At 63.7% G+C, this 12,165-nt stretch carries 12 protein-coding genes; 5 read left to right on the top strand and 7 right to left on the bottom strand.

Features of this window, described 5'->3' with window-relative positions; genetic code table 11:
- The first annotated feature begins 27 nt into the window (after positions 1 to 27).
- The 3 genes from GGD40_RS26450 to GGD40_RS26440 are packed head-to-tail and all read left to right on the top strand — an operon-like array spanning position 28 to position 3,327.
- Positions 28 to 567 (top strand): VOC family protein, encoded by a 540-nt coding sequence (locus tag GGD40_RS26450; protein WP_179711644.1) that lies wholly within the window; start codon positions 28 to 30, stop codon positions 565 to 567.
- A complete protein-coding gene (locus GGD40_RS26445; RefSeq protein ID WP_179745637.1) occupies positions 564 to 1,859 on the top strand; it encodes a ribulose-bisphosphate carboxylase large subunit family protein in 1,296 nt (431 codons plus the stop codon). The genes GGD40_RS26450 and GGD40_RS26445 overlap by 4 nt, the downstream gene beginning before the upstream one ends.
- Positions 1,860 to 1,893: 34 nt before the next feature.
- Positions 1,894 to 3,327 carry a four-carbon acid sugar kinase family protein gene (locus GGD40_RS26440; RefSeq protein WP_179747057.1) on the top strand — a complete coding sequence of 478 codons (1,434 nt, stop codon included), beginning with the start codon at positions 1,894 to 1,896 and terminating at the stop codon, positions 3,325 to 3,327.
- Between the two features lie 17 nt (positions 3,328 to 3,344).
- Here the strand turns inward: GGD40_RS26440 and GGD40_RS26435 are convergent, their stop codons facing one another.
- The 7 genes from GGD40_RS26435 to GGD40_RS26405 all read right to left on the bottom strand — a co-directional run bounded on the left by GGD40_RS26435 (position 3,345) and on the right by GGD40_RS26405 (position 10,097).
- Complete coding sequence (locus GGD40_RS26435; RefSeq protein WP_179745636.1) at positions 3,345 to 4,145, bottom strand: SDR family oxidoreductase; 801 nt, start codon at positions 4,143 to 4,145, stop codon at positions 3,345 to 3,347.
- 173 nt (positions 4,146 to 4,318) lie between these two features.
- Entirely contained in the window at positions 4,319 to 4,474 is a 156-nt protein-coding gene (locus tag GGD40_RS26430) for a DUF3309 family protein (protein ID WP_035559900.1), read from the bottom strand.
- Between the two features lie 162 nt (positions 4,475 to 4,636).
- The gene (locus tag GGD40_RS26425) at positions 4,637 to 5,866 is read right to left on the bottom strand and encodes a YbfB/YjiJ family MFS transporter (protein ID WP_179745635.1); all 1,230 of its coding nucleotides are present in this window, start codon (positions 5,864 to 5,866) and stop codon (positions 4,637 to 4,639) included.
- Between the two features lie 98 nt (positions 5,867 to 5,964).
- On the bottom strand, positions 5,965 to 6,597 hold the full coding sequence (locus GGD40_RS26420; protein WP_179745634.1) for a TetR/AcrR family transcriptional regulator: 633 nt from the start codon (positions 6,595 to 6,597) through the stop codon (positions 5,965 to 5,967).
- Positions 6,598 to 6,713: 116 nt separating this feature from the next.
- Positions 6,714 to 8,360, bottom strand: coding sequence for an MFS transporter (locus tag GGD40_RS26415; protein WP_179745633.1), 1,647 nt, complete (start codon positions 8,358 to 8,360; stop codon positions 6,714 to 6,716).
- A 154-nt stretch (positions 8,361 to 8,514) separates the two neighbouring features.
- Positions 8,515 to 9,183: a GntR family transcriptional regulator gene (locus GGD40_RS26410; protein WP_179745632.1), complete on the bottom strand. Its 669-nt coding sequence runs from the start codon at positions 9,181 to 9,183 to the stop codon at positions 8,515 to 8,517.
- A 146-nt stretch (positions 9,184 to 9,329) separates the two neighbouring features.
- Positions 9,330 to 10,097: a glutaredoxin domain-containing protein gene (locus tag GGD40_RS26405; protein ID WP_179711659.1), complete on the bottom strand. Its 768-nt coding sequence runs from the start codon at positions 10,095 to 10,097 to the stop codon at positions 9,330 to 9,332.
- A gap of 209 nt (positions 10,098 to 10,306) precedes the next feature.
- On the opposite strand from GGD40_RS26405, the gene GGD40_RS26400 reads away from it, so the two are divergent.
- Entirely contained in the window at positions 10,307 to 11,194 is an 888-nt protein-coding gene (locus GGD40_RS26400) for a LysR family transcriptional regulator (protein ID WP_179745631.1), read from the top strand.
- Between the two features lie 215 nt (positions 11,195 to 11,409).
- Positions 11,410 to 12,105 carry a GntR family transcriptional regulator gene (locus GGD40_RS26395; protein WP_373565365.1) on the top strand — a complete coding sequence of 232 codons (696 nt, stop codon included), beginning with the start codon at positions 11,410 to 11,412 and terminating at the stop codon, positions 12,103 to 12,105.
- Positions 12,106 to 12,165: the final 60 nt, after the last annotated feature.

Here is a 12,165-nt window from a genome sequence, read left to right as displayed (position 1 = left end):
TCAATCCTGGCGCTTTGGGAGAGCTATATGAGTCGTTTCTTTGGCGAAATTCGTCAGGCGGGATACGTGGTCCGCGATATCGAAGCCGCAATGGACTACTGGAGCCGCGTGCTCGGCGTCGGCCCCTGGTTCTACAACGAACGCGTGCCGATCGAAAACTACACGTATCGCGGCCAAACTTACGAGGTGCATAACTCGGTCGCGTTGGCGAACTCGGGGCCGTTGCAGGTCGAATTGATCCAGACACGTAACGACGCACCGTCGATGTATCGCGACTTTCTCGCCGCGGGTCACACGGGCTTGCAGCACAACGCGTATTGGACCACCTCGTTCGACGCGGATCTCGCGCGCCTGCGGGAGCAGGGCTTCAAAGTCGCGATGAGCGGCGAAGTGGGGCGCAACGGCCGGTTCGTTTACTTCGACACGGAAAACCATCCGGGCACCGTGATCGAATTGTCGGAGATCGCCGGGCCGAAAGGGAAACTGTTCGACATGATCTACGCGGCGTCCCGTGACTGGGACGGCAGCGATCCGGTGCGCCGTTTTCCCGATCTGGGCACGCTATGAACGCCGCGCCGCAACGGCAGACCGGCGACGATGTACTCGAAGCCGACTATCTGATCGAGACGCCGCTCGATCCCTCGCGCGTCGCCGACGTGATGGCCGGCGAGCAGTCGAGCGGCACTTTCGTGCGCGTGGCCAACGAATCCGACGCGCTGCGCGCTCGCAGCCGCGCGACCGTGCTGCGCATCGAAGAACTCGACGCTGCTCAGCAACCGAGCTTGCCGAACGCGTGGCTCGCGCGCCAGCGCACCAACGGACCGTGGCGGCGCGCGCGCGTCACGCTGTCGTTCCCGCTGGCCAATATCGACGCGAATCTGCCGACGCTGGCTGCGACTGTCGCCGGCAATCTGTACGACCTCGGCGAAGTGACCGGCATGCGCCTGTTATCACTGCGTTTGCCGGCCGTCTATCGCGTGCGTTTTGAAATGCCGCGGCATGGCGTGAAGGGCACGCGCGCGCTGACAGAGGTGCGCGACAGACCGATGATCGGCACGATCATCAAACCGAACGTCGGCTTAAGCGCGGCGGAAACGGCGGCGCTGGTGCGCGAGCTTTGCGAAGCGGGCGTCGATTTCATCAAGGACGATGAGGTCTGCGCGAACCCGCTGCACGCGCCGCTCGCGGAGCGCGTGCGGGCGGTGATGGCCGAAGTGCGCGGCTATCGCGAGCGCAGCGGCCGCCCGGTCATGGTCGCGTTCAATATCACCGACGACCTCGACGCCATGCGCCGTCACGCCGATCTGGTCGAACAGGAAGGCGGCAGTTGTGTGATGGTGAGCATCAACTGGTGCGGCTTTTCGGCGATCCAGACGCTGCGCCGCGCCACGCCGTTGGTGCTCCACGCGCATCGCAACGGCTACGGCATGATGTCGCGCGATCCGGCGCTCGGCATGTCGTTTCAGGCGTATCAAACGCTGTGGCGTTTGACGGGCGTCGATCACATGCACGTACACGGGTTGGCCGGCAAATTCGCGCAGAGCGACGCCGAGGTGATCGAGTCGGCACGCGACTGCGCGACGCCGCTCGCGTCTGGCTACGACGACGTGGTGCTGCCGGCGTTTTCATCGGGCCAATGGGCGGGCACCGCGGAGGCGACGTTCGACGCGGTGCGTTCCACCGACCTGCTGTTCATGTCGGGCGGCGGCATTCTCGCGCATCCGGATGGCCCCGCCGCGGGCGTAACGAGCGTGCGCCAGGCGTGGGCCGCAGTGCAGGCCGGCACGCCGTTGCCGGTGTACGCGGAACACATGCCGGAACTGCGGCGTGCGTTGCAGTTTTTCGGCGGCCGCGCGTGAGCGGCACATCGAAACGGATAAGGGCATAGAGAACATGAGCTACTTGCCGCGCAACGATGGGCCGAACTACGCGTTTTACGGCGACGATTTCACCGGCGCGACCGACACGCTCGCGCATCTCGCCCGCGCCGGTTTGCGAACGATGCTGTTTTTCGAGCCGCCGGATGCCGCGCGTCTGTCGCGGCTGGGTTCGCTCGACGCGCTCGGTGTCGCGGGCGCGGCGCGGACCATGGCGCCCTCCGCGCAGCAACGTGAACTTGCCCGTGTCGGTGCGGCATTCGCGAGCCTCGGTGTGCGCGTGATGCACTACAAAGTGTGCTCGACCTTCGATAGCGCGCCGCAGACCGGCAGCATCGGCGTGGCGATTCGCACGCTCCGCGAGTACTGCGCGAATGAACTGGTCGCGGTGGTCGGCGGGCAGCCGGATTTGCGGCGCTACTGCGTGTTTGGCGAGTTATTCGCGGCGGCCGGCGCCGACGATGCGCGGCAGGCGGTCTACCGGATAGACCGTCATCCGACCATGAGCCGCCATCCGGTGACACCGATGCACGAAGCGGATTTGCGCGTGCATCTGCAGCGTCAAGGATTGGAGAATGTGCAATCGATCGACTGGCGGAGTTATGCGGCGGGCGCTGCTGCGTTGGAATCCGATGTGCGGCTTCGGCTCGATTCAAAACCGGACGCCGTGCTGTTCGATGTGCTCGACGAGTCGCATCTGCAAGCGATTGGCGATCTGATCTCGTGTTACGCCGCGACGTCGGCGCCGCTGCTGGCGGTTGGCGCGAGCAGTGTCGCGCAAGCGTATGCGTTGGCGCGCGGTGACGCGTGTCGGTCCGCAACGGCAAGCGAACCTGTCGGGCTGGCGCGCGCGCGTGGTCCCGTGTTCGTGTTGGCGGGCAGTTTGTCGCCGTTGACCGAGTTACAGATCGAGGCTGCGCGATCTTATTCGCGCGTCGAGTTGGACCCGTTACAAATGACCGGAGACGATGCCGCCGCGTATCTGGCGACACGTGTGGAAGCGATAGCAGGTTCGTTGCGTGATGGGCGTAATGTGCTCGCCTTCACGAAGCGGCGAGCGGCGCGCGGCGCGGATCATGAGACGAAGATGAATGCCGACGCGAGTGCCAATGCGAGTGCGCATGTAGCTGCATCCGCATCCGCATCCGCCGAAGGCGCGCTCCCCCAACTCGCCGATGCCTGCGCGATCCTCCTGCAACAAGTCCTCAGCGCCGTGCGCCTGCAGCGCATCGGCATCGCCGGCGGCGACACATCAAGCTTCGCCGTGCGTGCGCTCGGCGCATGGGGTTTATCGTATCTCGCGCCCTTGTCGGCCGGTGTCACGGTGTGCCGTCTGCATGCCGATCGCGCGGAACTCGACGGCATGGAGATCATGCTCAAAGGCGGTCAGATGGGCGGCGCGGACCTGTTCGAACAACTGCTCAACGGCGACGAAGCGCAAGGCGCGTAACCGTCAGCCGCTATCCGCTATCCGTTATCCGCAAAGCCAGGATAAAGCGTCATGCCGCCGTCGACGAACAACGTCGTGCCGACCACGTAATCGCTGTCGTCCGACGCGAGCCAGACAGCGGCCTTGCCGATATCCTCCACGTCGCCCACACGGCCGTACGGAATCAATTTCAGCAGCTTCTCGCGCGCGGCCTCGGTGTCCCACGCGTCTTTATTGATTGGCGTGCGGATCGCGCCGGGCGCAATGGAGTTGACGCGAATCCGTTCGGGCGCGACCTCTTGCGCGAGAGATTTCATGAACATCTGAATGCCCCCTTTCGACGCCGCGTAGTTCACATGTCCCGCCCACGGAATCACTTCGTGCACGGAGCTCATGCAGATAATCTTGCCCAGCGCTTTGGATACGTCGTGCGGTCCGCGTCGCCGGAATTCCTTCACGGCGGCTTGCGCGGTCAGGAATTGCCCGGTCAGATTGGTTGCCAGTACTGTTTGCCAATCTTGTAGCGTCATGTCGGCAAACGCGCTGTCTTTCTGCACGCCCGAATTCGCGATCACGATATCGACAGTCCCGAAGCGCGCGCGGCAGGTGTCGAACATAGTGTCGACTTGAGCGGGGTCGGCCACATCGGCTTGAACCGCTAGCGCTGCCCCACCTGCCCGCTCGATCTCGTCGGCGAGTTGCTGCGCCGCATCGGCATGCGAGTGGTAGTTCAGCACGACAGCGGCGCCGGCATCCGCCAGCGCTTTCGCGACACCGTAACCAATACCGGAGCTAGCGCCGGTGATCAGAGCGACCTGATTCGCGAGTAACTTTTCCATCGCATTCTCCGGCGTGACAAGCGTGACAAACTTGAATAAACGGCAACCGTCGACATAACGAAGCCGCCGGATAACCGAGCAGCGAACTGCATCGATATCCGGCGGCCGGCCCGGTTCAAGGTTCGGTTTGAACGAAAGTGAACGAAGGAACCCGGTGCTTCAATCTGCCGAGGCTATATCACACCCGCCACGAGCAACACGATGATGACGATCAGCACGACACCGATACCACCTGTCGGCGCGTAGCCCCACGAGCGGCTATGCGGCCAGGTCGGAAACGCACCAATGAGAAGAAGAATCAGCACAATCAGAAGAATAGTTCCCAACATATTAATAACCTCCGCTTGGGTTGACAGGATCTGCCGTCACGCTAGCCACGCAGCGCCCATCGTGAGAAGGGTTCGCGATCGGCAGATCGATGTCCCTATCCAGCAAACCGCATGCCCAGGCGGAGAGTGGTGTCGAGAACGTTTTAAACCCGCGTAATCCGCTTACCCGTGTGCAGGCCGTAGCGCGCCGACGCGAGCCACCGCCAGATCGGCGACGAACGCAACGCCGAGCGCTACCGCACCGCAGATGAAAATCAGCGCGTAATTGTTATGCGAGTGCGCGAAAAGATACGAGTACCCATAGCCGCCGAGCGCCTGAAAGAGGGCGAAGGCGGTCGTCGCGCGGCTCCATGCGGCACGCTGTTCGGTGTGGTCGTGCGGCACGAGTTCATGAATGCGGCCGAGTGCCAGCGTGACGATGCCAGGCGTGAAGATGCCGAGAATCACCGTCGCGATGACCAAGGCCACTGTGCTACCCGACAGCGCCAGCATCGCGACGGCTAATGCTTGCAGAAGCAGCGCGAGCCGATAGGCCTTGCCCGCGCCGATACGATCGGCCACGTTGCCGCAGAGCACTGGCCCGACGATCGCCGCCACGCCGTACAACACCCAGTAGTCGGCGCCGATCGCTGCGCCACGTCCCAGGCCGCGCGCCACGTAGTCCACCAGTAGCACCATCGCCGGGACGAGTCCGAGCGCGTTCGCCGCGTATTGCGCGTACAACACGCGCAGCGTCAAATCATGCGGGCGCGCGGCATGATGTGCGGCGGACGACGCCACCGGCGCGGGCGGATTGGTCGACGGCCAGCCGAACCAGCTCACCGCGGTCAACACCAGCGCGACGACGCCGAGGCCGATCCATGTGGTTTGCAAACCGAAGTGCAGCAACTGGGGAATCAGCGTGCCGGATGCCGCGATGCCGAGGCCCAGCCCGAGAAAGATCATGCCGCTAACAAAGCCACGACGTGGCGCGGGAATATGCGGAAGAATCGACGTGGCCACCAGCACCATGATCGCGCCGCCTGAGATGCCCGACAGCAGACGCCAGCCGAAAAACCAGCTAATCGAAAGCGGATACGCGCAGGCGAAGAATGCGGCGGTGACGATCACCATCAGCAAACGCAACGCGCTGCGATTCGACAGTGCGGACGCCAGCGGACGGCCGATCAACGCGCCCACCAGATAGCCGGCGAAATTCGCCGCGCCGAGCGTCACGGCTTGCGACGACGTGAACCAGTGCGCCTGGATCAAAGACGGAATCAGCGGCGTGTAGGCGAATCGCGCAAGCCCGATCGCGACGAGACTCCCGCACAACCCCGCGAGCGTCGCGAACAGCGCGCGGGTATCGAGTGAGGGCGTGTTTTCAGGCGTTAAAGCGGGAACTGCGGACATGACGGTTCCTTTACCGGTGCGCGCATAGCGCAGCGACCGGATGTCGGTGGGAAACAAAAATCTGCGAGAGAGGAGGCGCCGCGTGCGGCGCGTGGGGCTTAGCCGGAGCTGCCTTGCGCGGCTGGCACGGATAGCTCCGGTAGCGCGGGCAGGCCGAGCAGCATTAGCGCCGGCGCGATCGCCGCGACGAGCTGCGCGCGTTGCGGTTTGACGCGCGCGAGAATCCGGATGCCGATCAACGTGGCGAGCAGATGAGCCGCGGCGTCGTCCGCTGCGACGGTGGTCGCGATCTCGCCGCTTTGTTGAGCCTCGGCCACACAGCGCCGAAAAAACGCCTGAATCTCGTCGAGTTCGGCGGCGACGGTGGCGCGGAACGCTTGATCGTCAGACGTGGTTTCCAGCGCCGAATTGACCAGCATGCAACCCCGTTGGTCGGGATCGGCAATTGCCCGCTCGATGATTTCGTGGAAGAACATCGTGACGCGCTGCGCCGCCGTCATGCTGGTTTCCAGCCGGTTGATCCGCTCGCGTAGCGTGTGTTCCAGATAGTGTTCGAGCGCGCGCAGATACAGACCACGCTTGTCGCCGAATGCGTTGTACAGGCTGGGCTGTGTCAGTCCGGTCGACTTGACCAGGTCGCGCGTGGAGGTGGCCTCGTAGCCCTTGCTCCAGAACGCAGCCGTGGCCGCTTCGAGCACCTCGTATTCGTCGAAACTGCGGGGTCGTGCCATGGCAAAGATCCTTCCTGCGTAGCCAACAAAATTCTGTATCAATCGATATAGAAATGGATTATATATCGACTGATACAGAACGCAAGAAGAATGTCGACGCCTGCCGCAGTGGGCGTTCAGAGCGCGCTGCGCGGCACGGGAGGAGGGGCGTCGGGCGTTGGGTCGTCCGTCGCGAGGGCGCTTTCCGGATAGCTGATCCGCACCGGCGGCACGAACCAGGCGAGGCAAAGGCCGACCAGCGCGGCAGCGCCGGCAACCAGAATGCCGATGTGAATCGACTGCACGAGGGCGTCGCGGGCGGAATTCATCATCGCGTCGCCCGCGTGACCGGCGCTGACCAGCCGGTTGATCAACGCGGCCTGTTCCGCGCGATCCACCAGCAACTCCGGACTGGCGAACGATTTGAACCACTGCGTCGCCTGATACGAATCGAGCGAACGATGGACGCCGCGCGAGTAGAGATGGCCGAGCAGCGCGCCGGTCATCACCGTGCCGAGCATGCCGCCGAAGGTCCGCAGCGACTGCAGCAGCGCGGTCGCCGCGCCGACGTGATCGCGCGCGACGATCTGTTGCGAACAGACCGTCAGGCTGGTGGCGACCAGGCCGAGGCCGAGTCCGCTGATGCCCATGCACGACATCCACACCAGATGCGGCTCGTTGCCGTGCAGCGCGACCACGCTGAGGCAAGCCAGCGCGGACAGCGCAAAGCCCACATACATAATGCCGTTCGCGCGGCGGATTCGTGTGACGATCCGGTTGTTGACCACGCTGCCGATCGTCGTGCCCAGCAGCAGCGGCGTGATCAGCATGCCCGAGTCGTGCGCGGACATCGCGTAGCCGCCTTGAAACAGCAGCGGCACATAGAACACCAGCGAAAACAGCGCGAAGCCGCCGAGCACCGACATGGCGAACAGCGCGGACAGCTTGCGGTCCATCAGCATATCCACCGGCACGATCGGATAGCCGACGCGGCGTTCCCACAGCCACAGGATCAGCGCGCAACTTGCCGCCACCGCGCCGAGCACGATCGTCGTCGCGTCGAGGCCATGCTTGGGAAACATTTCGATCAGCAGTTGCAGCGCGCCGAACGTGAGCGCGAGCATGCACGCGCCGAGCCAGTCGAGCCGGACCGGGCCTTTGCGGCGCAGTTCATGCAAGGGCGGCAGAAAGCGCTGTACGAACAGCAGCGAGACCAACCCGACGGGGACGTTGACGAAGAACACCAGCCGCCAGCCGCCGTATTGCGTCAGCATGCCGCCGAGCGACGGCCCCACCATATTGGCCACGCCGAACGAGGACGTGACGAACACCAGCCAGCGCAGCCGTCGTTTCGGATCGGGGAACAGATCGGCGACGGTGGCGAACACCGTGCCGATCAGAATGCCGCCGCCGATCCCTTGCAGGCCGCGCGACATGACGAGCAGCAGCATGCTGCTGGCGAGCCCGCACAACACGGAAGCGCCGGTGAACAGGATGATCGCGGCGATCAGAAAGGGTTTGCGGCCGAACTGATCGCCGAGTCGCCCGAAGATCGGAATCGTAATGACGGAGGCCAGCATGTAAGACGTCGCGACCCACGCGTACAGGTCGAAGCCCTTCAACTCCGCGACGATGCGCGGCAGCGCGGTGCCCACGATGGTTTGATCCAGCGCGACCAGCATCGCGACGAACGAGATGCCGAGCATGGCCAGCAACGATTCGCGGAACGGCAGGAGTTGTCCGCTGGGGACGTTGGGGGGCGCTGCAATTGACGCTGCGATCATGAAATGGTGCCTATCTGAATGGGCGAGGCGTTCATAAGCATGATAGGTGAGTGGGAGGCGGCGGGCGTCGCCGCGTGCGGACATTCGTTCGCCAGGCCGGCACGGGCGCGTTGGCGTTGGCGTTTGTGTTTGCGTCGATTCGGTTTGCCACCGTTCACACTTCGAGAATGCGGAATCGCCGCAACGTATCGATCTCGAACTGCAGGCAACTCGCGCGATAGTCGCGGCACAGGCGTTCGGCTGTCGCGCCGTCGCCGGCGCGGATCGCGTCCACGATCGCCCGATGTTGCGCCACCGGCAGATCGGCCAACCCGGTCAGACGCAACGTGAGGTCGCGCACGCGTCGAATCTGATCCCAGCATTCATTGACGATCTGCGTGAGCCGAGGATTGCCGCCCAACTTCAGCAGATGCGCGTAAAAGGCTTCGTCGGCGGTGGACCAGGCGGCGAGGTCGTTTTTCTCGCGCGCCCGCTCCATGGCGTTGCAGGCCTGATCGAAGGGCGCGAGGTCTTTGGCGCGCAGCGTTGCTGCCGCGACAATGCCGGCAGCGGTCGCTTCGAGGCTGGTCTGCACCTGGTTGATTTCCTCGATATCCGCGAGCGACACCTGACGCACGCGAATGCCATGGCGCGGCACGATCTGCAGCAGGTTTTCCTTCTGCAAACGCACGAGTGCTTCCCGCACGGGCGTGCGGCTCACACCGAACAGACTGACGAGGTCGCGTTCCAGCAACTGCATGCCGGGACGAAACTCATTGCTGAGAATTTTGGTGCGTAGCTGTTGATACACCGAGTCGGTGGATTTTTCGCGCAGCGTGGTCATGTGTTTCTGTCTCGCCGACGGATTGAAGGCGATTCTGCCACGCAGACGCGAAAGAGGGGTTCAGTTTATGAGCCGCTTGCGAAACTCCGTCACGCTCTCAATGCGGCGCTTTGCGCGCCGCACCACCCCGACAGGCCGGATTGCCGTTATCGGTCCCACACTTCATCCGGCAGCGGCAAGCCGGCCAGATCCTGAGCCGTCAGCGGCCGGTCGACCGCCACGCCTTCGCTTTCCAGCATCAGCATGACCTGCCGCGTGTGTTGCGCGCTGTGCCATGCGGTGCGCTCCAGCACTTCATGCATGGGCCGCCGTCCATAGTAAGTCGGCACGTCGTAGCTCAAAGAGCGATCCGTTTCAGCCTGCCACCACGCGCGCAAGCGTGCCCTCACGCTGTCGCCCCATGCGGCAATCTCCTGCGGTCCCCATTCGGCGGGCGGCACTTCGTCGAATCCTTCGAATCGCAATTCGATCTGCTGCGCGGCCTCGATACCCATCTCGGCCACGCGGAAGACGTGAAACGTGAGCCCGGCCGGCGTCCGGTTGCGATTCCTGAACGGCTCTCGATACGCGGCGCCGCTGAATTGCCGCGTATAACGCGCGTTCGATTCGAGCACGAGTTCGAGGCGGCTGACCAGTTCCGCCGGCGGCAGCGGCGTCATGATTTTCGTCTTCAGATCCAGAAACTTGATGACGTCGTTGATCGACTGACAGAACGTGTATTTGCCGCCGAGCGCGACCACGGGCACGCTACGCGCGCCCAGCGCGGCCAGTTGCTCGGCGCCGTCCGGATCGTTATGCACGTCGATCGATTCGAATTCGATGCCCTGCTTCGTCAAAAACTCCTTGGTGCGTAAGCACGACGAACAGCCGGGTTGCCAGAACACCTTGATCTTTGCGTGGGTCGCGGTTTGCATCGCTGTCTCCTTTCGCGCGGTTTGCCTCGAACGAGGCCGCCGGTCAATGTCATTGTTGCCAGGCCGCGTTCCCGTGCAAAGCATTGCTTGACCATGCCGTCATCGCGAGCCACGATGGCGGGAAAACGTGCCAGTTGCGGTGACACGTACACGCTGTGCCGAGGGGCGCCGAATCCATCGGCGAACTCGGCTACTTGCTGCGGGACGTCATGCCGACACTCGATCCGCTTTCGCTCAGGCTGTTTGTCAGCGTTGCTGAAACCGGCACCATCGCGGCCGCGGCGCAGCGCGAACATATTGCGGCGGCGGCCGTCAGCAAACGCATCAGCGAGATCGAAGCGACGCTGGGCGTGGCGCTTCTACGGCGCACCAACAAAGGCGTGATGCCGACTGCTGCCGGTGAGCGGCTGGTCGCGCTGGCGCACCGCGCACTGCATGAACTCGACGACATTGCCGTGCAGATGCGCGATTACGCCAGCGGCGTCAGCGGGCTGATCCGGCTGGCGGCGAATGTGTCGTCGGTCGTGCAGTTCCTGCCGCGCGAGATCCAGTCGTTTGCCGCGCAGCATCCGCGGATTCAGATCCAGCTCGAAGAAAAGCCCAGTACTGGGGTGGTGAAAGCCGTCGCCGATAACGCGGCGGATATCGGCGTGTTCACGTCCGTGCCGCATGGCTATGATGTGCAAACGTTCCCTTATCGCCGCGATTCCCTGACGCTCGTCACGCCGGCCGACCATGCGCTGGCGCATCACGAGGCGATTGCCTTCGCGGACACGCTCGACTTCGAATACGTCGGCCTGCCGCCCGATACCGCGATCAGTCAGCAACTCACCCGCGCGGCGCACGCTCACGCGCGCCCGGTCAATCTTCGCATTCAGGTGACGAGCTACGACGCGCAATGTCTGATGATTGCGGCGGGACTCGGGCTCGGCGTCATGCCGCGTGCGATCGCGCAAGAGCAGGCGGCCAAGCTGGGTTTCTCGATCGTCACGCTCACCGATTCGTGGGCGGAGCGCGATCTGCTGTTAGCCGTGCGTTCGCTGGAGGCGCTGCCGGTCGCTTGCCGCATGCTGGTCGCGCATTTACGCGGTGGGTGATTGGCGTTTGCCATGCGCCATGCGCGCCGCCGGTTCGTCATGACGGAACGCATTGCATTAAGCGTTTCCCTTCATGCCGCCGCACGGCACGCGATGCTAGCATCGAAACGTTCGCGCGTTGCGCACGGCGCCAGTCATAGCCTGCACGCTGCGCATACCGCCGTGCGGGATAGACGGATAGCCGCGTGCGCTTCGGCGCCGCCTGGAGGAGCGTCGTGCCAAAACTCAAATCGGCCACACAACCCGAAGCGCGCAACGGCAACTCATCGCAACTCGCCTACGAAAGCCTCAGGCAAAAAATCATAGAAAGCGAGTTGACGCCCGGCTCTTACGTGCTCGAACAGGATCTCGCGCAAATGCTCGGCGTGAGCCGCACGCCGATCCGCGAAGCGGCGATCCGGCTGCAGGGCGAAGGGCTGGTCGAGATCGTGCCGCGTCATGGCATTCACATCGTGCCGACGTCCGTGTCCGATATCAGCCATATCTACCAGGTGCTGATCAGCCTCGAATCGACGGCAGCGGGGTTGGTGGCCGCGCGCGGCGGCGTCGACCTGAGTCCGCTCGACAACGCCTGCCAGCAGATGACCGACGCGCTCGCCACGCAAGACATGCAAGCTTGGGCCGCCGCCGACGAAGCCTTCCACGAGGCACTCGTGCAACTCGGCGGCAACGCGCGACTCGCGCAGGTCGTGATGAATTGCCGCGATCAGGTGCATCGCGTGCGGCGCTTCACGCAACAGTTGCGGCCGCATCCCCAGCCCAAAAAATCGATTGCCGAGCATTACGAAATCATCGAAGCGATCCGTCGCGGCGATGCAGCGCGGGCAAGCCGTTTATACCGTCTTCATCGCGAACGCGGCTGGCGCGAGCAGACTGCGGTGCTGCAGCAACACGGCATTCATCAGGCTTGAAAAACCCTTTAAAACAGACGAATTCGTGTCGGCGTAACGGGTAAACCCAACCGTTTTCCC

This window comes from Paraburkholderia bryophila (assembly GCF_013409255.1).
GTDB lineage: Bacteria > Pseudomonadota > Gammaproteobacteria > Burkholderiales > Burkholderiaceae > Paraburkholderia.
This window is presented reverse-complemented; position numbering and strand designations above follow the sequence as displayed.